The organism is Streptomyces sp. NPDC014861, assembly GCF_043081625.1.
Taxonomy (GTDB): Bacteria; Actinomycetota; Actinomycetes; order Streptomycetales; family Streptomycetaceae; genus Streptomyces.
Map to the genome: position 1 here is coordinate 293,014 of NZ_JBIBWV010000005.1, position 21,588 is coordinate 314,601.

General features: G+C 74.5%; 19 protein-coding genes. 8 read left to right on the forward strand and 11 right to left on the reverse strand.

The genetic code is table 11. The annotated features are described in order from the left end of the window. Positions 1–84: 84 nt before the first annotated feature. The 3 genes from ACF1BN_RS13340 to ACF1BN_RS13350 form a co-directional block, all read right to left on the reverse strand. The gene (locus ACF1BN_RS13340; RefSeq protein WP_189849959.1) at positions 85–240 is read right to left on the reverse strand and encodes a VenA family class IV lanthipeptide; all 156 of its coding nucleotides are present in this window, start codon (positions 238–240) and stop codon (positions 85–87) included. Between the two features lie 44 nt (positions 241–284). Next, on the reverse strand, positions 285–2,948 hold the full coding sequence (gene lanL, locus ACF1BN_RS13345; protein WP_392331717.1) for a class IV lanthionine synthetase LanL: 2,664 nt from the start codon (positions 2,946–2,948) through the stop codon (positions 285–287). A gap of 455 nt (positions 2,949–3,403) precedes the next feature. After that, entirely contained in the window at positions 3,404–4,048 is a 645-nt protein-coding gene (locus tag ACF1BN_RS13350) for an SDR family NAD(P)-dependent oxidoreductase (protein ID WP_392331718.1), read from the reverse strand. A 224-nt stretch (positions 4,049–4,272) separates the two neighbouring features. Between ACF1BN_RS13350 and ACF1BN_RS13355 the strand changes: the two genes are divergently transcribed. The 3 genes from ACF1BN_RS13355 to ACF1BN_RS13365 all read left to right on the forward strand — a co-directional run bounded on the left by ACF1BN_RS13355 (position 4,273) and on the right by ACF1BN_RS13365 (position 6,739). Continuing rightward, complete coding sequence (locus ACF1BN_RS13355; protein WP_392331719.1) at positions 4,273–4,830, forward strand: SMI1/KNR4 family protein; 558 nt, start codon at positions 4,273–4,275, stop codon at positions 4,828–4,830. A 72-nt stretch (positions 4,831–4,902) separates the two neighbouring features. After that, a complete protein-coding gene (locus ACF1BN_RS13360) occupies positions 4,903–5,634 on the forward strand; it encodes a HEAT repeat domain-containing protein (protein ID WP_392331720.1) in 732 nt (243 codons plus the stop codon). A 58-nt stretch (positions 5,635–5,692) separates the two neighbouring features. After that, a complete protein-coding gene (locus ACF1BN_RS13365; RefSeq protein ID WP_392331721.1) occupies positions 5,693–6,739 on the forward strand; it encodes a HEAT repeat domain-containing protein in 1,047 nt (348 codons plus the stop codon). Positions 6,740–6,851: 112 nt separating this feature from the next. Here the strand turns inward: ACF1BN_RS13365 and ACF1BN_RS13370 are convergent, their stop codons facing one another. Then, positions 6,852–7,928, reverse strand: coding sequence for a saccharopine dehydrogenase family protein (locus tag ACF1BN_RS13370; protein WP_392331722.1), 1,077 nt, complete (start codon positions 7,926–7,928; stop codon positions 6,852–6,854). 117 nt (positions 7,929–8,045) lie between these two features. On the opposite strand from ACF1BN_RS13370, the gene ACF1BN_RS13375 reads away from it, so the two are divergent. After that, entirely contained in the window at positions 8,046–9,005 is a 960-nt protein-coding gene (locus ACF1BN_RS13375; RefSeq protein WP_392331723.1) for a helix-turn-helix domain-containing protein, read from the forward strand. 31 nt (positions 9,006–9,036) lie between these two features. Here the strand turns inward: ACF1BN_RS13375 and ACF1BN_RS13380 are convergent, their stop codons facing one another. From ACF1BN_RS13380 to ACF1BN_RS13395, 4 genes are all read right to left on the reverse strand, one after another. Continuing rightward, positions 9,037–11,091 carry a phosphocholine-specific phospholipase C gene (locus ACF1BN_RS13380; protein ID WP_392331724.1) on the reverse strand — a complete coding sequence of 685 codons (2,055 nt, stop codon included), beginning with the start codon at positions 11,089–11,091 and terminating at the stop codon, positions 9,037–9,039. Between the two features lie 467 nt (positions 11,092–11,558). Continuing rightward, positions 11,559–11,897, reverse strand: a complete 339-nt coding sequence (locus tag ACF1BN_RS13385; RefSeq protein ID WP_392331725.1) for a thioredoxin family protein — start codon at positions 11,895–11,897, stop codon at positions 11,559–11,561. Then, positions 11,869–12,294, reverse strand: coding sequence for an ArsR/SmtB family transcription factor (locus ACF1BN_RS13390; RefSeq protein ID WP_392331726.1), 426 nt, complete (start codon positions 12,292–12,294; stop codon positions 11,869–11,871). The genes ACF1BN_RS13385 and ACF1BN_RS13390 overlap by 29 nt, the downstream gene beginning before the upstream one ends. Before the next feature lie 199 nt (positions 12,295–12,493). Then, positions 12,494–12,868, reverse strand: coding sequence for a hypothetical protein (locus ACF1BN_RS13395; protein WP_376598120.1), 375 nt, complete (start codon positions 12,866–12,868; stop codon positions 12,494–12,496). Between the two features lie 131 nt (positions 12,869–12,999). Between ACF1BN_RS13395 and ACF1BN_RS13400 the strand changes: the two genes are divergently transcribed. The 4 genes from ACF1BN_RS13400 (at position 13,000) to ACF1BN_RS13415 (ending at position 17,328) form a co-directional block, all read left to right on the forward strand. Further along, entirely contained in the window at positions 13,000–13,668 is a 669-nt protein-coding gene (locus tag ACF1BN_RS13400; protein ID WP_392331727.1) for a methyltransferase domain-containing protein, read from the forward strand. A gap of 90 nt (positions 13,669–13,758) precedes the next feature. Beyond that, a complete protein-coding gene (locus ACF1BN_RS13405; RefSeq protein WP_392331728.1) occupies positions 13,759–14,571 on the forward strand; it encodes a macro domain-containing protein in 813 nt (270 codons plus the stop codon). A gap of 124 nt (positions 14,572–14,695) precedes the next feature. Then, complete coding sequence (locus ACF1BN_RS13410; protein WP_392331729.1) at positions 14,696–16,351, forward strand: ADP-ribosyltransferase domain-containing protein; 1,656 nt, start codon at positions 14,696–14,698, stop codon at positions 16,349–16,351. A 305-nt stretch (positions 16,352–16,656) separates the two neighbouring features. Further along, the gene (locus ACF1BN_RS13415) at positions 16,657–17,328 is read left to right on the forward strand and encodes a CPBP family intramembrane glutamic endopeptidase (protein WP_392331730.1); all 672 of its coding nucleotides are present in this window, start codon (positions 16,657–16,659) and stop codon (positions 17,326–17,328) included. A 30-nt stretch (positions 17,329–17,358) separates the two neighbouring features. Here ACF1BN_RS13415 and ACF1BN_RS13420 read toward each other — a convergent pair whose 3' ends face one another. From ACF1BN_RS13420 to ACF1BN_RS13430, 3 genes are all read right to left on the reverse strand, one after another. Further along, positions 17,359–19,230 (reverse strand): alpha/beta hydrolase, encoded by a 1,872-nt coding sequence (locus ACF1BN_RS13420; RefSeq protein WP_392331731.1) that lies wholly within the window; start codon positions 19,228–19,230, stop codon positions 17,359–17,361. Positions 19,231–19,355: 125 nt separating this feature from the next. Then, a complete protein-coding gene (locus ACF1BN_RS13425; RefSeq protein ID WP_392331732.1) occupies positions 19,356–20,957 on the reverse strand; it encodes a glycerol-3-phosphate dehydrogenase/oxidase in 1,602 nt (533 codons plus the stop codon). Continuing rightward, entirely contained in the window at positions 20,954–21,553 is a 600-nt protein-coding gene (locus ACF1BN_RS13430) for a TetR/AcrR family transcriptional regulator (protein WP_392331733.1), read from the reverse strand. The genes ACF1BN_RS13425 and ACF1BN_RS13430 overlap by 4 nt, the downstream gene beginning before the upstream one ends. Positions 21,554–21,588: the final 35 nt, after the last annotated feature.

Consider the following 21,588-nt stretch of genomic DNA (forward strand, 5'->3'; position numbering starts at 1 on the left):
CTCGCGCACCCCCGGCCGGCCGGGGACCTCACCCCGGCCGGTGGCTGCCCCGGGACAGCAGCCGGCCGGAGGAGGCCGTGTGCGCTACGCGCAGCTGATACCGATACAGACGGTGTTGAGGAGCGTCAGCAGGCCGACGCACTCGCACGTGGCGGCGAAGGGCGCTCCGTCGACGCCGACGGGGTCGGTCTCCGGAAGGGCGTGCAGTCGGGCGAGCAGTTCGAGGTCCTGGTTCTCCATGGCATTACTCCTTCTCTGTGAGGCGGCGGCAGTGTCTCTGCCGCTCAGACCGGCTGCTGGACCATCCAGTGCCGGGGCTCTAGGGGGTGGCGGATCCTCAGGAGGAACGCCAGGATTCCGGCGGAGCCGTCGCTCCAGCCCGTCGAGACGTCCCCGTACTCGTTGGGGAAGACGACGTGGCCGCCGCGGCGGGCCCCTTCGGAGACGATGAGTCGGGCCAGGTCCTCGGCGCTCGCGCGAGGGGCGCCGTCGCCCGTCGCCTCCGCCAGGTCGAGGAGCAGGTCGCCGTTGCCGGCCAGGCCGTGGCACTGGGTGAGCGCCGCCCGGGACGCCCGCTCCGCGACCGCCCGGGCCGAGCGCCGGGCGAGGCCGTCGAACCGGTCGTCGCCGGTCGCCCGCCCCAGCCGGACCAGGAACGAGCCGATGCCGCCCGAGCCGTGGCACCAGTACGGAGCCGTGGGCACGTCCCCGGACTGCGCGGGCCACTGCGCCGCGCCGCCGACGTCCACGGCGTGCGCCACCAGGTGCTCGCCGGCCGCCACGGCCAGGTCCAGGTCCTCCGCGCGGCCCGTCACGGACGCGGCGGCGAGGAGGAAGCAGCCGATGCCGGACGTGCCGTGGGCGAAGCCGAGGTACCGCTTCCCCGCCTCCTCCGCGACGGCCTCCGCCGGGACCGGCCAGCTCGCCCCGGGACCCTCGCGGCGCGCGGCGGCCGTCAGCCGGTCGGCCGCCTCGGCCACCACCTCGGCGAGGCGCGGATCACCGGAGCGCCGCCACAGGTGCACGGCGGCGAGCCCGCCGCCCGCCGTGCCGTGGGTGATGTCATGGCTGGGCGTCGGTTCCTGAGGGGCCAGCGCCAGGGCCAGCGCGTGGTCGACCAGCTCCCGGTCCTCCAGGGCGCGTCCGGCCTCGTACAGCGCCCACGCGGTGCCCCGGGCGCCGAAGTGCAGACCGGGGCGGGCGGAGCCGGGGTCCGTGCGGTCGGCGATCCAGCGGCCCGCGGTGGACAGGACCGCCGGCAGCGCAGGGTCGCCGGTGAGCGCGAAGTACCGCGTCAGCACGGCCAGGACACCGGCCGCGCCCTGCTGCACGGTGCAGGGGTCGGTCTCCCCGGCGCGCGTCGAGACGGGCCACAGCCGGTCGTCGCCCGGCGTCATGGTCTCCACCAGGTGCCGCACGATCCCGGCGACGGCGGCCTCGGTCGGGTCGCCGGACGGCTCCTCCTCGCGCACGGGACCCGCGGCGTGGGCCGGGCGGGCGCCCCGCAGGGCCTCTCGTGCCCCGGCCGGGTCCCACCGCGCGGCGGGGTCGTCCCGCATCAGCCCGAGGATCAGCTCCCGCATGCCGTCGGGGAGGCGTACGGAAGCGGTGCAGGCGGTCAGCCAGGAGGCGAGCCGCCGCTCCGCCGGCCGGTCCGCCGGCTCCTCGTCCAGCAGGTTCGGCACCTTGCCCGTGAGGACGAAGCACACGGTGGCGCCGAGGCTGTAGGCGTCGCCCGTCGGGGAGACCGGCGCGTCGAGCAGGCGCTCGGGCGGGCTGAACCCGGGGGTACCCACCCGGGTCGGCAGCGGGGTGTCCTCCTCCAGGACGGCGAGCTCCAGGTCGATGAGGCGGAGTTCGCCGTCGGGGCGGACCATCACGTTGCCGGGAGTGAGGTCCCGCAGCACGCAGCCCCGGGCGTGGGCGGCCGCCACCAGCTCGACGAGCCGCGCGACCTGCTCCGTAGCCTCGGCGAGGTACCGCTCGCCGCCGACGTCGCGGAAGCGCTCCGCGACCCAGGTGCGCAGCGGTACCCCCGGCACCTCCTCCTGGGCCAGGAACAGATGCTTGCCGTGCTCGAAGAGCGCGAGCGGCTCCGGAGCCAGGCCCGTGCCCCGCAGCTTCTCCAGCACCCGGGCCTCCGCGCGCAGCCAGTCGCGCACGTCGAAGCCCGAGGCGTCGGCCTCCACGTGCGGCCGGGTCTCCTTGATCACGACCGGGGCGCCCGTGCGGACGTCGCTGCCCCGGTAGACACCGCCCTTGTTGGTGTGCCGGATCGCCTCCCGTACCGAGAACCGTCCGCCGAGCAGCACCGGGCGGGTCTCCGCCCCCGCCGGGCGCGCCGCGCCGGGCACCGGGGCGGGGAACGGGCTCACCGCCCACTCCGGAGGCGTGTACGCGCCCGTCCGCCGGTCCTCCACCGGGTTGCCGTCGGGGTCCTCGTAGTACCAGACCAGCAGTCCGTCCGCCGAGAGCCGGCGCCGGGCGACGAAGGCGCCGTAGCGGTAGTGCACGAGGCTGTCGACGGCGTACTGCTGGTCGGACAGGATCCGCGGCCCCGCGAGACCGGCCGTCGCCCGGTGCAGCTCTCCGGCGAGCCGGGCCGCGTCGGCGTCCGAGCGCGGATACACGGTGACGAACTTGCCGGAGCTCCCACGCGGCGTCGCCCGGGAGTTGAGCGCGCTCACCTGATCCAGCGACCGGGCGAACTTGAACCCCGACGCGTCCGGCAGCAGCACCTCCAGGGCCTTCGCGAGGACGTCCGGCGCGGACGCCGCCGTCGCCGACACGTGCAGCTTCCAGCCCTGCGGGCGCTGCTCACCGGAGCGCGGTGCCACCCGGCACCACATGTCGTCCGACGCGGTCGTCCAGCGCTCGCCCGTGCCCGTGGCACGCAGCGCTCGGTGGAACAGATCTTCCAGTACGGCTTCGGTGGCCTGGCTCGTCATGCCCATCCCTCTCAACGGTGAGAACCGCTGGCGGGAACGTGCCCGGCGCACGTGCCGACCCCACCTGCCCACCCCTGGATTCACCGGTTACGGCGAGCGCGCGCCGCGGAAGTCCCACCGGGAGGCGCGCCCGGCGCGGAAGGGCGCACTGCGGCTCGCTCAGGGGCGGCAATGCCCGCCCACGAGGGGAAAAGGGCCGAACCGGCGGCACGTCAGGGGCGTCCGACCTGTGCGCCCCCCTCGCGCGGCAGGCGTTCCGTGATCCGCTCCGGGCGGTGGGCGGTGGGCGGTGGGCGACGGGCCGATGGGCGGTCGGCGGCGGCCAGGTCGAGGGCGCGGGCGGCCGACCGGGAGCCGGCACCCGCTCAGAGCGGGTGCCGGGCCGTGCCCGAGGAGACTGCGGCCCCCTGGGCGCGGAGAGGTTCGGCCTCGGTCCGCGGTGCGCGCGCGGCGCGTCAGTGGAGGACTTCGCGCTCCCACTCCCCGCTCGGCTGCGTGTGGAGCCGCCAGTAGTGCTCGGCGATGTCGTCGGGGTCGTACGCCGTCCCGGGCGCGACGGCCCCCGTCACGGTGACCGTGGCGACGTGCACGCCGGACGGGCCGTACTCCGTGTCGAGCAGTTCGACCAGCGCCCGCACGCCCGCCTTGCCCAGCGAGAGGCTCACGTACGGCGGCTTCATCTCGGGCATCCCGCCGGTGACGACGAAGGTGCCCCGGCCGCGCCGCGCCATCGCGGGCAGGAGGTGCGCCGCGGTGGTGAGGGCACCGAGGACGTTGACCGCGTAGGCCGCCAGGTGGTCGCGGTGCGGGAGTTCGCCGACCGCGTCGGGCCGGATGACGGCCGCGTTGTAGACCACGACGTCCGGTTCGCCGAGTTCCGCGACGGCGGTGTCGAGGGCGGCACGCAGGCCCGTCTCGTCGGTGACGTCGGCGGTGAGGGGGAGCGCCCGCACCCCGAGGGGGCCGAGGGCCTCGGCCGCCGCCGACACCGTCTCCTCCGTCCGCGCCACCAGCCCGACCGGCAGCCCCTCCCGCGCGAACCGGCGCGCCACCGCCTGCCCGATCCCCGGGCCCGCCCCGATGACCAACGCTCCCGCCATGACCACTCCTTCGTCTCGTCGTGCGATGCCACGAAGGTCAACTCCGCCCGGCCGCCGCCTCTTCCCGGGAGCCGCCTCTTTCCGGGAGCGGGAGCCGGGAGCCGGGTGACGGGTGACGGGTGACGAGTGAGGGGTGAGGGGTGACGGATGAGGGGTTGGCGGCCGAGCCGCTGGCCCGAGCCGAGCTTGAGGGAGTGTCGGAGGGGCCTGTCAGGATCGTCGGCATGATCGATGTGAACGAGCTCGTCGCCCGGGTGGCGGCGCTGCCGCGGGCGGTTCCGGGGCCGCCGCCCCCGGCCGTGAGTCCCGAGGACGTGGCCGCGGCGGAGGGCGCGCTCGGGTTCCGGCTGCCGCCGCTGCTCGCGCGCCTCTACCAGGACGTGGGCAATGGCGGTTTCGGCCCCGCGTACCACTTCCTCCCGCTGACGGGGGAGGGGCGGACGGTGCTCGGCGAGTACGCCGCCGAGCGGGCGGCGTCGGCCCGCGCGGCGGTCCCGTACTGGCCGGAGGGGGTCCTGCCGGTGCTGGACTGGGGCTGCGGGATGTACGCGGCCGTCGACTGCCGGGACGAGAGCGGCACGGTACTGCTCTTCGAGCCGAACGTACTGGGGGACGCCGCCGCCGACGCCTGGTTCCTCGACGCCCCCGGCCTGGCCACGTGGCTGGAGACCTGGCTCGCCGGTACGGGGTGGTACCGGGAGGACGAGCAGGAGGACGACCGGGCGGTCCGGCAGCCCGTGCCGTGGGAGGAGGCCGCCGCACGGATCGCGGGGGCGTCGTGACGGCGCGGGGCGGGTCCGCTTGACCTTGACACGGTGACAAGCCTTTGACTGCCGGTCGAGGAGGTGGTCCCTATGACCATGACGCAGCAGGAGCAGGAGCAGGAGCAGGAGCAGGAGCAGGAGCAGGAGCAGGAGCGGGAGCGGGAGCGGGACGCGGAGTCCCGGCGGGTGGAGCGGGCGCTGGAGGACGGGCGCTCGTCGGTGCGGCTGAGGGCCGCGATGGCGGCGGGCACGGCACCCGACGCCCGGCTCCTGGACACCCTCGTCGAGCGGTGCGCGGTCGAGCCCGAGTTCTTCGTCCGCGACATGCTGACCTGGGCCCTGATCCGGCTCCCCGCCGACCTGACGCTCCCCAGGATGCTCCAGGAGCTCCGCTCGGAGCGGCCGCAGGCGCGGAGCCAGGCCCTGCACACGCTCTCGAAGATCGGGGACCGGCAGGCCTGGCCGGCGATCACCCGCGGGCACCTGACCGACGCGGACGACGAGGTGGCGCGGGCCGCGTGGCGGACGTCGGCGCTGCTCGTCCCGGACGGCGAGGAGACCGCCCTCGCCGAGGTGCTGGGCACACAGCTGGGACGCGGCGGCCAGGAGACGCAGCTCAGTCTCAGCCGCGCGCTGATCGAGCTGGGCGACGTGATCCTGCCGGTCCTGAGCGCCGCGGCGAAGCACCCGGACCCGGGCGTCCGCGCGCACGCGCTCGCCACCGAGCGGATCCTCGCGGACCCGGACACCGGGTTCGGGTACGCGATCGAGGAGGCGAAACGCGTCGTGGCACTGGGCGGGTCCGGGCAGGCGGGAGACTAGGGCCTCCGTCCCGGACGGGACCGGACCGTGAGAAACGGGAGAGCGGGAGGACGCGGTCGTGCTGATCGGTGAGGTGGCGCGGCGCTCCGGTGTCAGCGCCCGCATGCTCAGGCACTACGAGTCGCTCGGTCTGGTGCGGCCCTCGGGGCGCACCGGCTCCGGCTACCGGGAGTACCGGGACGACGACATCCGGCGGATCTTCCACATCGAGAGCCTCCGCTCGCTGGGGCTCTCGCTGCGGGAGATCGGCCGCGCGCTCGACGACCCCGGCTTCACCCCCGCGCGGCTCGTCGGCGACCTCATGGAGCAGACCCGCGCCCGCATCGCGGCCGAGACCGAACTGCTCACCCGCCTCCGCCGCATCGACGCCGCCGAACCCGCCAGCTGGGACGACGCCCTCCAGGTCGTCGCGCTGCTCCAGGCGCTCGGTTCGGCCAGCAAGGACATCCGGCAGCGGGCCGCCCTGTCGTCGGCCGACGAGGTCCCCGTACCGGTGGAGGCGTTGGTGGAGGCCGCGCTCGGCGAGTCGGAGACCAACGTCGCCGGGGCGCTCCGCTGGGCGCTGGTCCGCTCCGGGGACGGCGGCCCGGAGCTCCTGGCCCGCGCTCTGGCCTCCCCGTCGCCGGAGGTGCGCGAGCGGGCCGTCCGGACGCTCGCCGCGCTCCCCGGCGAGGAGGTCGCCGACCGGCTCCGCGACGCCCTCGACCATAGCGACCCGGTGGTACGCGGCCGGGCGGCCCTGGCCCTCGGCACCCGCGGCGAGGCCGACGCGGTCCCGGAACTCGTCGCGATGATCGTGGACGGCAGGAACGACACCGACGCCGCCGACGCGCTCGCCGTCCTGGCCACCACTGCCGACGGCGGCGCCACCGACCCCTCCGGTGCCGTCGGCGGCACCGCCACGGCGGACGCCCTCGCGGCCCGGCTCGTCGCCCGTCTCGCGGATCCCGCGACCGCGCCCGCGTCCCGGGGCCGCCTCACCCAGGCCCTCGCCGACATCCCCGGCCCCGTCGCCTCCCGCGCCCTCGCCGACCTGACGGAGGACGAGGACCGCGCCGTCTCCCTGACCGCCGCCTACCTCCGCCACCTCAGAGACACCCGCTGACCCGCGACCCGCCCCGCTCCCGCGAGGAACCGTCGCCGTGACGACCCGCCACCGTGAAGCCGCGTCGCCGCGAGAGCCCGTCCCCGCGAGGGACCGGCCCCGTGAGGGCGCGTCACGCCGATGCCGGCACCGGCGCGGGCGCCGCGGGGCTCTCCTCCCGCTTCTCCCACGTGACATGGCCGGCGGCGGCGAGGGAGTCGAGGAAGTCCGCCGCGTCGAAGAGCTCGCCCGCCGAGGCGACCCCCGTCGTGCGGGTCCGGCCGGTGAGGATCCGGTGCACCGCCTCGACCGCGAGCGGCGCCGTCACCGCGTAGATGTCCCGGCCGGTGGCGACGGCGCGCCGTTCCAGGCCGCCGGAGCGCACCACGACGTCCACCAGGAAGGTCTGCGCGGAACGGCCGCGCTCGTCGACCGCCGTCGGGGACGGTGTGTCCGCGCCGGTGACACCGCCCGCCGCCTCCGTGGACATGTAGGTGCGCACGGTGGGGACGGAAAGATGGCTCGGGATGGTCACGACATCGGCCATCGTGAACTCGCCGACGACGGACCGCGGTCCCATCGGCTCGGGGAAGGACCACGTCAGGGTCGGCAGCGCGTCCGAGTGGTACTCCAGCCGTCCGCCGGCGTAGCGGACCCGGCGACCGCCGCGCCGCTCCGCCGACACCTTCCCCGCCAGCCGCGTCCCCTCCGTGGGCTGCCAGCCGCTGAGCCCGTACGCGATGTGCGCCTCGTCCGCGGTCGTGCGGCCGCCCAGCGCGGCCGTGGCCAGCAGGTCGCCGAGCCCGCCGTAGAAGGCCATCGCGGGCAGGACCACCGCGCCCGCCGCCCTCGCCCGGTCCGCGAACCGTGTGAACGTGTCGGCGTTGGCCTCGATCTCGGCCGCCACGTCGACGTACGGGATCCCGGCCCGCAGCGCCGCCTCGACCACCGGGGCGGCCGTCGTCGCGAACGGCCCCGCGGTGTTGACGACGGCGTCGGCACCGGCCAGCGCACGGTCGAGCGCCACCGGGTCGTCGACCGCCGCCGGTCGTACGGCGAGGCCGGGGTGCTCCTCCGCCAGCGCCTCCAGCTTCTCCCGGTCGCGTCCGGCCAGGACCGGGACGAACCCGCGCTCCCTCAGGTGCGCCACCACGAACCGGCCCGTGTGGCCGTAGGCGCCGTACACCGTCACCGTCTGTCCCGCTGCCATGAGGTCTCTCCCGTCCCGTGCTCCGTCGTGCCGTGTCCGGCCGACTGCGACCATCCTGGAATGGTTGAACGTGCAACCGTGAGTGTCGGAAACGACGTGCCCCGTACACTTTCGGACATGACCTCAGTCGCCCTGGCCGTCACCGACGGGATGCTGCACTTCGAACTGGGCATCGCCCACGAGGTGTTCGGATCGGCACCCGACGCGGTGACCGTCCCCTGGTACGACCTGGCGGTCTGCGGGCCACGACCCGTCCCCCTCGGCCCGTTCCGTCTCGCGCCCGACCACGGACTCGACCGGCTGCGGGACGCCGACACCGTGGTCGTCCCCGGCTGGGCCGACGTCGACGCCGATCCGCCCGGGGAGCTGGTCGACGCGGTGCGCGCGGCCCACGCGGCGGGGGCCCGGATCGTCTCCCTCTGCACGGGCGCCTTCGTGCTGGCCGCCGCCGGGCTGCTCGACGGCCGGCGCGCCACCACCCACTGGGCCCACACCGACACGCTGGCCGCCCGCCACCCCGCGGTGGAGGTGGACCCGGACGTCCTCTACGTGGACGACGGCGGCGTCCTCACCTCCGCCGGCAAGGCCGCCGCGCTCGACCTGTGCCTGCACGTGGTCCGTCTCGACCACGGATCGTCGGTCGCCAACACCGTCGCCCGCAGGCTCGTCGTGCCGCCGCACCGCTCGGGCGGCCAGGCCCAGTTCGTCACCGCGCCGGTGCCGGACCAGGACGGCCATCCGCTGACCGCCCTGTTCCCCTGGGTCGTCGAGCGCCTCGACAGCCCGCTGACCGTGGAGGACCTCGCCCGCCGGGCCGGCATGAGCTCGCGTCAGCTGACCCGCCGGTTCCGGGCGGCGACCGGCACCACCCCGTTGCAGTGGCTGCTGGCCCAGCGGATCCGCCGCGCCCAGGAGCTCCTGGAGCGGACCGACGACGGCGTCGACGCCATCGCCACGGCCACCGGCATGGGCACCGCCACCACCCTGCGCCGGCACTTCAACCGCACGCTGGGGGTGCCGCCGGACAGCTACCGCCGCACCTTCCGCACCCGGACGGGCGCCACGACGCCGGAGTGAGCGACCGGTCGCGGCACCCGAGGGCCCGGCGTCAGTAGGTGAGGATCCCGGGGTCCGTCACCCCCTCCGCGCCCGTCTCCACGTGCCCGGCCAGGCGGCGCGTGTAGTCGGCGTGCGCGGCGGAGGTGATGGTGACGTCGTACCAGCGGCCGGAGGCCGTGAGCGGCACCGCGTGGGTGACCGTGGCGCCCCGGGCCACCGTCAGCGTCTGCGGGCCGCCCGCGTAGGCGTGGGTGAGGGTCACCGTCGTCGTCGGACCGGCGTTGGTGAAGGTGAGGTCGAGGGCGCCGGTGGCCGCGTTGTGGCGGGCCGTGACCTCGGGGACGGCCGTCTTGCCGGGCGAGCGGAAGCGCCGCAGGAAGCCGTTCGGGCCGTGCACGGTGAGGTCGGTGGTGCCCTTGGAGTACTTGGTGTTCCAGGTGTCCGCGATCGACCTGCCCGCCTCCGCCGTGTACGTCCAGGGGGCGTCCGTACGGTTCGCGGACGTCACGTAGAACTGGGCGCCCGCCGACGGCCCGCCGCTGAACGCGAGCCGGAAGGTGCCGGCCGCGGTGTCGGCGGAGCCGTCCACGTGCGGGGCGTACTTCAGAGGGCGGGTGGGCTTGGAGCCGCGCTCCTGTCGGGGCATGGACCCGACGGCGGGGGCGGTGGCCGGGAAGTCCGGGTGCCGGTCGCGGTCCGGCGGGTAGTAGCCGCCGGTGGGCGGCAGCGCGACCGGCCGGGGCTGCGCGCGGGTGAAGTCGAAGGCCGAGGTCAGATCGCCGCAGACGGCCCGCCGCCAGGGCGAGATCTGCGGTTCCTGGACGCCGAAGCGGCGCTCGATGAAGCGGATCACCGAGGTGTGGTCGAAGGTCTCGGAGCAGGTGTAGCCGCCCGTGGACCACGGGGAGACGACCAGCATCGGGACGCGCGGTCCGAGGCCGTAGGGCCCGGCGACGTACCCGGTCCTCCCGGGGAAGTGGTCCAGCGCGGTGGGCGTCGTCGAGAGGCCCTGCGCCGCCGAGGCGGGGACGTACGGCGGGACGACGTGGTCGAAGAAGCCGTCGTTCTCGTCGTACGTGATGAAGAGAGCCGTGCGCGCCCACACGTCGGGGTTGGACGTCAGCGCGTCGAGGACCTGCGCGATGTACCAGGCGCCGTAGTTCGACGGCCAGTTGGAGTGCTCGGAGAAGGCCTCGGGCGCCGCGATCCAGGAGACCTGCGGCAGGGTGCCGGCCCGCACGTCGGCGCGCAGCCGGTCGAAGTAGCCCTCTCCCGCCTTGGCGTTCGTGCCCGTGCGGGCCTTGTCGTGGAGGGGGTTGCCGGGCTGGGCGTTGCGGTAGGTGTTGAAGTAGAGCAGGGAGTTGTCGCCGTAGTTTCCGCGGTACGCGTCGTTGATCCAGCCCCAGTGGCCGGCGGCGTCCAGGCCGTCGCCGATGTCCTGGTAGACCCGCCAGGAGACCCCGGCGGCCTCCAGGCGCTCGGGGTACGTCTTCCAGCCGTAGCCGGCCTCGGCGTTGTTGAGGACCGGGCCGCCGCCCGTGCCGTCGTTGCCGGTGTGGCCCGACCACAGGTAGTAGCGGTTCGGGTCGGTGGAGCCGATGAACGAACAGTGGTAGGCGTCGCAGATCGTGAACGCGTCGGCCAGCGCGTAGTGGAAGGGGATGTCGTCCCGGGTCAGGTACGCCATCGTCGCCTTGGTCTTGGCCGGTATCCAGTTGTCGTACCTGCCCTTGTTGAAGGCCTTCTGGCCACCGGCCCAGTCGTGGTTGAGCCCCTGGAGGAACTCCATCCCGAGCTTCGCGCTCTCCGGCCGGAAGGGCAGCGTCACCTTCGAGCCGTCGGACTGGTTCCACACGGACTTCCCGCTGGGGAGAGTGACGGGCCGGGGGTCCCCGAAGCCGCGGACGCCCTTCATCGCCCCGAAGTAGTGGTCGAAGGAACGGTTCTCCTGCATCAGGACGACGATGTGCTCGACGTCCTGGAGCGTGCCGGTGGCCCCCTGCGCGGGGATGGCGGCGGCGCGGGCGATGGACTCGGAGAGCGCGCTGAACGCGACGGCGCCTCCGGCGAGCTGAAGGAACCTGCGGCGATCGAGGTCGGCCATGGGGGAGTGGTCCTCCGGAAACGGGAGCGGATGGGGCGGGCTTGCGGAACGAAGCGCTCGACGCGCCGGCAAGCGGAACGCCGGCCGGGACGCGGCGCGGAGCGCCCCAAGAAGAGCGCCCGAGAGCCACCGCTCCACGACCGTCCCGTGACTTCCCGCTGTACACCCGGGAAAATCCCCCGCTCGCGCTCGGTTCCCGCGAGGTGGGGAGCCCGCTGCGGGGGAGGGCGGGGCGACGAGACCGTCGGGGACCAGGCCCGGTTCGCCACCGGCTCCCCGCGACGAAGCGGCGACGTGACGGCCCGCGGGGGCCGGGTCCTGGTCCGCGGACACGCGGCGCGCCGCGGCAGCGGCGTGACGGCCCGCGGCGGTCAGGTCATGGTCCGCGGAGGCCCGGAAGGGGCATCCGGACGGGCTGCCCGGCCCTCCGGGAACGCTCGGGCGGGGCCGGCCGGAGTCCGGCCCGCTCAGAGGTGGGGGTCGACGAGCTCCCGCAGCGCGCCGGGGGTCATCGGTCCCGTGGCGTGGGCGACGGCCGTTCCGTCCCTCAGGAGGACGTACGACGGGGCGCCGGCGACCTCGTGCCGCCTGGTCGCGTCCGGGCAGCGCGTGATGTCGGTGCGGACGACCGTCAGGCGGCCCGCGTACGCGTCGGCCAGCTCGCCGACGACGAGGTCCATCGCCCGGCAGGGCTCGATCGCCTTCGGCCACGTCCCGATGAAGTACGCGAGCACGGGGACCTCGCTCACCCGGAGGATGAAATCGAACTCCGCGTCCTCACGGGGCTGGTGCACCCGCTGTGCCATGCACGCTCCTGACCTCGTGTTCCGTCGTTCCCGCCCCATCATCTCCCACCGGGTGCGGGACGGCCGCGCCGTCGGCGTGACGGAGCTCCTCCAGGAGTTCGCGCTGGCCGACCAGCAGCTCGGTGAGGATGCGCCGGGCGGCCTTCAGGAGGTCCGCCACGTCGCCGCCGGCCAGGGCGTAGCTGACGGTCGAGCCGTCGCGGATCGAGATGACGATGCCCGACCTGCGCAGCACCGCGAGCTGCTGGGAGAGGTTGGACGGCTCCACCTCGATGTCCTTCAGGAGCTCGCGTACGGGCAGGGGGCCGTTCTGGAGCAGCTCGAGGACACGGATCCGGACGGGGTGCCCGAGCATGCGGAAGAACTCCGCCTTGGCCTGGTACAGCGGCACCTGCATGCGACGACACTCCCCCCGGATCGACCTGCCCGGACAATATCGGCCCGACCTGCCGGATCCTTGATCATCCTTGATCCACGGACGGCGGTCATTCTCCCGCGTCCCGGCATCCGCCCGCCCTCGACTGATCACTTTCAGATGTGCCGACTTGAAGACTTCTTCAAGTAGTGGGCGTGCGGAGCCGGGAATCGGAACGAGGTTACAGCTCCAGCTCCGCCTCGATGCGCTTCAGCTGGTGCCGCGCCATCGCGAGGTTGGCCCTGCCCTTGTCGAGGACTATGTACAGGAACAGGCCGTTGGCACCCCGGCTCTTGAGCAGCCGGATCAGGTGGTACTGGCTGCCGAGGGTGATCAGCATGTCCTCGATGCCGTCGTCGATCCCCAGCATGTCCATGGTCCGCAGCTTGGCCCGGACCACGTCGGTGTTGCCGGCCGCCGCGACCGTCAGGTCGAGGTCCTTGCCCCCGCCCAGCGTGCCCAGCGCCATGCCGCTCGTGTAGTCGACCAGCGCGGCCCCCACACTGCCCTCGATCGAGGTCATCGCCTCCTTCAGAGACGTCTCCACACTCGCCATCCGTACTGCTCCCTTGGTCGTTGATCGCGGACGTCCACCACTAGACACCAAGTGCGGGGGACGCGGGGGGCTTTCGCCGGAAGAGGCCGCCCGGGACACAGGACATCCGGCCAACGTCCTATCGTGTGCCGATGAACCCACACCCCATCGACCGCCCGGCCGACCTCGACGAGGTGCGCGAGTCCTACGACCGGGTGGCCGACGACTATGCCCGGATGATGCTGACGACGGGGATGGGCGACATCCGCGTCCACCCCTGGCTGAAGGCGTCGATCGACGCCTTCGCCGACAGCGTGGGCGACCTCGGCCCCGTCCTCGACGTCGGCTGCGGGCCCGGCACCGTGACCGGATACCTCTCCGAGCGCGGCCTCGACGTGTCCGGGGTGGACCTCTCGCCCCGGATGATCGAGAACGCCCGCCGGCTGTACCCGGAGTGCCGCTTCGAGGTCGCCTCCGCCACCGAACTCGCCCTCGGCGAGGCCTCCCTCGGCGGCGTGCTCGGCTGGTGGTCGCTCTTCAACCTCCCCCGGGACGTCCTCCCCCAGGTCCTCACCTCCTTCACCCGGGCGCTGAAGCCCGGCGGACACTTCATCACCGCCACCCACGTCGGGGACGGCGATCTGCTCCGCACCGAGGCGTACGGGGGTGTGCCGGTGCGCTGGACGACGCACAGGTGGCGGCCGGAGCAGCTGGTGGAGCTGGTCGAGCGGGCCGGACTGCGCCCCGTGGCCGAGCTGCGGCTGCCGCCGGACGAGTCCACCGGGCCGGGCGTGGTCGTCATGGCCAGGAAGCCCGACTGAGCCTCAGGCACGCCTGCGGCCAGGGCCGTTGTCAGTGGTGCCCGGTAGTTTCGGAGGTGTTGCAGGAGATCGTTCCGACAGGGGGCTTCGATGACACACGGCCAGGTGGGCACCGCGCTGCGGGTGGTACTGACGGATGTCAGCGCGGGGGTGGTGGAGGCGTGGCGCGCGGCCTTCGCCGATGTGCCCGGCATCGAGATCCGGCAGGGCTCGATCCTCGAGGAGGACGTGGACGCCTGGGTCACGCCGACCAACTCCGCCGGGCGGATGGACGGCGGAGTCGACGCGGCGATCAAGCGCCACCTGGGCGCGGGGATCCAGCTGCGGGTGAAGCGGGCGATCCGTGACCGCTTCGCCGGGAGCATGCCGGTCGGCAGTGCCGTCTGCGTCCCCTCGGGGGCGACCGTGCCGCGCTTCGTCATCTCGACGCCGACGATGGTCGCCTCCTCGCAGAACGTCAGCGAGACGCTGAACGTCGCCATGGCCTGCGCGGCGGCCTTCCAGGCCGTGCACCGGCAGAACCGGAAGGCGCCGGGCAGCATCCGGTCGGTGGCGCTGGTCGGGATGGGCGCCCGCACCGGCCGCGTCCCGGCCCGCGTCTGCGCCAACCTGATGTGGACCGGCTACACCCTCTTCCACGACCACTGGTTCGAGGACGACGACGAGCTGCGCGCCACCATCACGGCCCAGCTCGCGGGCATCGAGCAGAGGCCGCACACGACGCGGGTACGGATCACGCCGCCCGAAGGAGGCGCCGCCGGAGGGGCTCCTGCCAAAGGAGCAGCCGCCAAAGGAGCCGCTGCCGGTGGAGCAGCAGGCAAAGGAGCCGCTGCCAAAGGAGCAGCCGCCGGTGGAGGTGCCGTCGGAGGAGCCGTCGCCAAAGGGTGTACCCACTGCGCCTGAGCAGGACGAACCGTCCGTCGGTGCCACGGAGGCCGGGGAGACGGCCGTCGGCGCCACCCAGGCCGGGGACCCGACCGCCGGCACCTCCGATCCCGCAGCCACGACCACCGGGAGTTCCCCCGCCATGAGCGAAGCGACCGCGCCCGCCACCCCCCAGCCCGACCCGAACGACCCCCTGGCGCTCGCCGAGCTCTTCACCGGCGGCGGCGAGCCGTGGCTGCCGGTCCTGAAGCCCGTCATCGAGGCCCGTCCGGACGCGGACCGCTTCATCGGCCCGGGCCGCAGCCCGCAGGTCGTCCCGGTGCGTGAGCTCACCTTCCAGGCGCTCAAGCCCCACGCGCCCCATCGATGGAAGGTCGTCGTCTTCGGGCAGAACCCCTACCCGAGGCCGGAGAGCGCCACCGGCATCGCGATGTTCGACAACACCTTCAACGACTGGAAGGACAGCCAGTTCGGGCGGGTCGTGAGCATCCGCTGCCTCATCAAGGCGGCGGCGATGTGGAAGTACGGCATCGTCAAGAAGACTCCGATCGCCGAGGTCCGGGCCCTCCTGAAGGAGCGGGACACGGTCCAGCCTCCCGAGTGGTTCCAGGCCATGCTCACCCAGGGCGTCCTCCTCCTCAACGCCTCGCTGACCGCCAGCGCGGACGGCGCCATGGGCACCGACCTGCACACCGGGTTCTGGAAGCCCGTCGCCGAGCGGATCGTCGAGGAGATCCTCCGCGCCAAGCAGGACGCCGAGGATCCGCAGGACCGGGGCGTCGTCTTCGCCTGGTGGGGCGCGCACGCGCGCAGCCTGAAGCGGACGGTGCAGCGGCTGGAGAAGAAGTACCCGGGCGTCGAGGTCCGCCACCTCGACCACGCCAACCCGGCCGCGCAGGGCGACCTGTTCTGCGAGGGCGACCACCTCGCCACCGTCAACGACGCCCTGATGTCCCTCGGCGCCGACGCCATCGACTGGCTGCCGAGCAAGGGCTGGGACCAGCCCCCGGCCGGCGCCGGTACGGGCTCCGCCGGCGGGGACGGCGCCGGAGGCGAGGGCGGCGACGTCGCCGCCCGGATGGGCGCCTTCATCGCCTCGACCATGGAGCTCCACCAGCTGTACCTGGAGCGGCTCACCAGCGTCCGCGACGAGGGCCACGTCCTGCCCCCGCTCACGGGGGTGTTCGACACCCCGCTGATGCCCTTCGAGGACGCCGTCGCCCCGGTCGCCCAGGTGCTGCGCGGCCTCGGCGGGCACATCGACCGCTCCCGCGAGTTCGGCAAGCGACGCGCCGACGAGGCGGCCGGTGGCGGACTCTCGCCGGACGCCATCGCGGCGCTCTTCCTCTACACCTGCGAGTCGGGCTTCTACCGGAACATCAACGCCGTGCTCCGCTCCCCGGACCGCGACCGTGTCGTCCCGTACCTGCCCTACCTGCGGCTGCTCTTCGCGGCGGTGGAGTCGCTCCCCTCCCGCACCGAGCCGCTGTGGCGCGGCGTCGCGCTCGACCTGCGCCGTCAGTACCCCGTCGGCGAGACGGTGACCTGGTGGGGCGTCTCCTCCTGCACCTCCGAGCTGGGCGTGGCCCGCTCCTTCCTCGGCAGCCGCGGCAAGCGGACCCTGTTCGAGGTGACGCCGGCCAGGGCGGTGGGCATCCGCAGCTTCTCCGCCTTCACCGGCGAGGAGGAGTACATCCTCGCCCCCGGCACCCAGCTGCAGGTCACCGACGTGAAGGCCGAACGAGGGGGCCTGTGCACGGTCAGGCTGCGGGAGGTGGAGACCCGGCTCGTCTCCTGACGCCCGCCCCGCCCGCCGGCCGCGACCGCGGCGCCCCCCCCGCCGGGGCGCGGCGGGGCGCGCCGGGGGCGTACCCCCAGCCCGGGCAGGTCGTCCGGCGGGTGCTGCCGGGCGTGGCGGGAGGGCGCCGGGTAGCGTGGTGGGGAGGGAGGGGCGAGACGACCCGCCGGCGCTGCCGAGGACGGAGCGGCCCTGTGTCCTCCCGCGAACCGGGCGATGACGAGCCGCGCCTGTCTCCTGACCCCGGCTCCGCGCCCGCCCCGTCACGGGGACGATGGCGCGGGCCTGTCCCCCTCCGGTGGGCCGTGGGCCTCACCGTCGCCGTGCTCGTCGCGGCCAATGTGCTCCTGAACCACTGGACGGGGCCCCTCCGGCTGCTGGCGGCCCTGGCGGTCACCGCCCTGCTGCTGGGGATCCTGCGCTGGGCGGGCGGCACCCTCGCGGACGCCGGTCTCGCGCGGGGCACCCGGGCACGCGGAGCCCGGTGGGCGCTGGCCCTGATGGCGCTGGTGGCGGCCGTCTACGCCGTGGGCGCGCTGGTGCCGGCCACCCGCTCCCTCTTCGAGGACCAGCGGTACGCGGGGATGAGCGGGGCCGAGCTGGCGGTGCGCGTACTCGTGGTGGTACCGCTCGGCACCGTCCTGGTCGAGGAGGTCGCCTTCCGCGGGGTGCTTCCCGGGCTCGTGCGACCGGCCCGGGGGACGGTGTGGGCGACCACGGTGTCGAGCCTGCTGTTCGGCCTGTGGCACGTCCTCCCGTCGCTCCGCCTCTCCGCCGCGAAACCCGCGCTGACGAGCGTCTTCGGCGACTCCGGACCCGGCGCGGTCCTCGCGGTCGCCGCCGCCGTGCTCTTCACCGCCGCGGGCGGCGTCGTCCTCTGCGAGCTGCGCCGACGCAGCGGCAGTCTGCTGGCGCCCATGGGACTCCACTGGGCGCTGAACGCGTTCGGGTACGTCGTCGGCTTCGTCCTGCGCTGACCCACGCGCGGGCGGCGGGTGCGCGGCGCGTCAGCCCTCCGGGGACCGGATGATCTCCCGCAGGCGTTCCAGGTCCTGCGGGGTGAGGTCCGCCGGCCGCATGACGGCGTTCCAGGCGTCCACATAGGCGGCCTTGTAGGTGTGCCCGTGGCCGTCCGGCACCCCGGTGGAGAACGGCAGGTCGGCGGTGACCTGCCAGAAGGTCACGAACGGGATCCAGACCATCTCCTCCAGCACGTCGGCGCCGGGAGCCTCGCCGATCCAGTCGGGCTCGGACAGCGCCAGCTGCGGACTCCACCAGACGATCGGGTCGGAGGGGTGCATGAGGTACAGCACCCGCGTGCCGTCCCACGCCTTCTCCGGCGGCGTGATGCCGGTGGTCGGGTCGTCGGTGAACCGGACGGTGCGCCCCTCCCGGTAGACGGGCTCGATCTCGGGGCTCCCGGCGTCCCTGTGGTCGCTGAACTCGCGGAAGAGCGTGTTGAAGTTGGGCGGGCCGGTGAACACGGCCCCCGCTGTGCGGTTGCGGAGGTCGTACTCGCCGCTGAAGGCGGTCTCCCCGCCGAAGGAGCCGAGGCTCTCGCCCGCGACGAAGAGCCGAGGGCGCTCGTCCTGGGGCAGCTTGGACCAGACGTCGTAGACCGCGTCGAAGAGTTCACGGCCGGCCTCGCGCGCCTTGGACTGGTCCACGAGGTAGGACAGCCAGGACGGCAGGTAGGAGTACTGCATCGCCACGGTGGCCGCGTCGCCGCCGCCGAGGTACTCGAAGGAGTCCACGGCCGCGGCGTTGACCCAGCCGCTGCCGGTGGTGGTCATCACGAGCAGGTTCGCCCGCTCGAAGCCGCCCGCGCGTTCGAGGTCCGCGACGGCCCTGTCCGCCCGGGTCTCGGCGTCGTCGGAGGTGGCGAGCCCGGCGTAGGCCCGGACGGGCTCCTGCGCCGGGCTGCGGGTGAACGCGCCGATGTCCTCGGCCGAGGGACCGCCGCCGGTGAAGGTCCTGCCCTGGCGGCCCAGGGTGTCCCAGGGCACCAGCGAACCGGGACCGCCCGAGCGCAGCGCGGAGACGGGCCGCTGCACGCCCTCGGGTGTCTCGGTGTCCCGCAGGGAGAAGGCCTCGTTCGCGGCGTTCACGAACCCGGACAGCAGCACCCCGCTCACCAGGGACCAGGCCAGCCCCGCCACGACGATCCAGCCGACGGCCCGGGCCGCCCGGGGGCCGATCCAGCGCCGGAGGAGCTGGGCGAGCCGGCGGTACAGGCGCCTGAGCCCCCGGCCGGCCAGCAGGAGCAGGAGGAAAAGGGCGGCGGCGACGAACGGACAGGCGATGGTCGTGAGGACGTTGTAGTCCGTGACGCCCATGAGCTGACGGATCCTGTGCTGCCAGTACTGGCCGAAGCCGAACGCGACGCCGAACAGCACGAGCGCGGCGGTCCCCAGGACCTGCCACGAGCGGGCGGACGGCGTGCGTGCGTCCCGGTCGGCGAAGGCCCGCCACACATAGGCCGCGACGACACCGAGCCCGTAGCCGATCGCCGCGCTGATGCCGCAGACGACCCCTTGGAGGACTCCCCCGCGGGGGAGCAGCGACGGGGTGAAGGAGAGGCACGCGAGCAGCAGGGCGCCCCAGCAGCCCGGCAGGGTCAGGCGGAGCGACCGCCGCCGCCTCCCGGCCCCCGGGGCCGACTCGGTGCTGTCTCCGGGGCCCGGCCCCGTCTCTTCCCGGGCCGGTACGGCGGTGTCTCCGGGGCCCGCCTTCGTCTCTTCCCGGGCCGGTACGGCGGCGTCGTCGGGGCCCGCCCTCGTCCCCTCCGGGGCCGGTCCGGAGGCGTCCTCGGGGTCCGCCTTCCCCTCCTCGGGGGTCGGGCGGTCGTCCGGCGGCGGGTCGTGCGGGTCAGGAGTCATGGCCGTCCTCCGACGCCCATGGTCGCCCCGGGTGGCGCGGCCTGCCACCCGGGCGCGGGGCCCGACCCGATGCCGGTGTCGGGGCCGCTCGGTGCCGGCATCGCGGCGGGGCCGGGCCGGGACCCTCAGCGCGTCTGGTGGACGTCGGCGAGCGCCGCGCGGGCCGCCCCCTCGGCCGCGGCCCGGTCCTCGGGGACCAGCCCGATCCGGGTGCGCCGGTCGAGGACGTCGGAGACGTCGAGGGCGCCCTCGTGGCGGACGGCCCAGACCAGCTCGGCGCCGGTGACGGGGTGGCCGGGGACGACGGGCGCGGCGAGCGCCGGGTCCCGGACGCCGAGGGCGTGGACGGCCGGGGCCTCGGAGCCGTACCGGTGCACGAGCCTCGACGGCACGTCGAGTCCGGCGAGGACGCGCGGCGCGGCGGCGCCGACCAGGGGGAGGGACGCGGTGCGGCACGGACCGGCGTCCAGGCCGCGGGCCGCGACGGCGGCGTCGACGGCGTCCTGGGCCATCCGGCGGTAGGTCGTGAGCTTGCCGCCGACGACGGTGACGACGCCGTCGGGGGAGGTGAGCACCGCGTGCCGGCGCGAGATGTCGGCGGTGCGGCCCGACGCGTCCGTGGTGTCGAGCAGCGGCCGCAGGCCGGCGAAGGCGCCGACGACGTCGGACCGCTGGAGGGAGACGTCCAGCGCGGAGCCGAGCACGTCGAGGAGGAAGCCGATGTCGGTCTCGGGGACCTCCGGCACGTCGGGGACGTCGCCGTCGACGGGCTCGTCGGTGAGGCCCACGTACACGCGTCCGTCGCCCTGGGGGAGGACCAGGACGAAGCGGTTGGTCTCGCCGGGGATCGGGATGTGCAGACCGCTGGAGAGGCGGCCCAGGTCCTCGGCGCGCAGGACGAGGTGGGTGCCGCGCGAGGGGCGCAGACGCACGTCGTCGACGAGGCCGCCCGCCCACACGCCGGTCGCGTTGACGACGGAGCGGGCGCGGACGCGGAGCGTCTCGCCGGTGGTCTCGTCGCGGACCAGCGCCCCGTCGTCGTGCAGTTCGAGGGCGCGGACACGGGTGAGGATCCGGGCGCCGTGGGCCGCGGCGGTGCGCGCGATCGCCGTGACGAGCCGGGCGTCGTCGGAGAGCCGGCCGTCCCAGGAGAGGAGCCCGCCGCGCAGCCCGGTGGGCCGGAGCGCGGGGGCGAGGTGCCGGGTCTCGACGGCGGAGAGGGTACGCGGCCGGGGCAGCGTGCGGCGCGAGGTGCGGGCGCCGACCCGGAGCAGGTCGCCGGCGAGGAAGCCCGCCTGGGCGAGGGCGGCCTGCCCGCGGCTCACCAGCGGGGTGAGCGGAAGCACGAAGGGCTGGGCGCGGACGAGGTGGGGGGCGGTGCGCTCCATCAGGACGCCGCGCTCGACGGCGCTCTCGTGGGCGACGTCGAGCTGGCCCGAGGCGAGGTACCGCAGCCCTCCGTGGATCAGCTTGGAGCTCCAGCGGGAGGTGCCGAAGGCGAGGTCGTGGGCGTCGACGGCGACGACGCGGAGCCCGCGGGCGGCCGCGTCGAGCGCGGCGCCGGCGCCGGTGGCGCCGAGCCCGACGACGAGGACGTCGACGACGCCGTCGGAGCGGCCGGAGGCTCCGGCCGCGTCGGTTCCGTCGGCGAGTCGCTCCAGTTCGCGTCGGCGCCGTGCGGCGTCGAGGGAGGAGCCGGGCAGGGCGGTGCCGCTCGTGTGCTTCACGGGGTGAGGGTCCTCTCCAGCAGGATGCGCAGCTCGTCGAGGAAGGCTGCTTCGCTCAGTTCGGGATCGGTCTCGTCGGTCATCGTGCGCAGCGAGAGCGTGAAGGACTGGACGACGAGGAGCAGGGACCGGGCCTGGAGGTCCGTCCGGGCGCGGCGGACCGAGCCGTCCTCGTGACCGTCCTCCAGCGCGGTGTGGAGGAGGCCCAGGAGGGCGTCCTGGCTGGCACCGCGCCGGTCGAGGACGTACGGCAGCAGCAGTTCCGGGTCGACGTCGATGATCTTGTGGAAGAGCGGGTGCGCCCGGAAGGCGGCGGCGCCCGCGACGAGTCCGTCGACGATGCGCTCCCGCTCCGGCCGGGTCTCGTCGGACGGGGGCATCGCCCCGGCCGCCACGCCGATCCACTCACGGGTCATCAGGTCGCCGACCAGGCTGCGCACATCGGGCCAGCGCCGGTAGAGCGTCATCCGGGACACCCCCGCGCGCCGGGCGACGTCGGTGAGGGTGGTGCGCCGCACGCCGACGGCGAGCACGCAGTCGCGTGCGGCGTCGAGCACGGGATCTGCGTCTGCATGGTTGTGACGAATGGGCGTCATCTGTCACAGTGTAATGCCAGTGCGGGCCGAGCGGC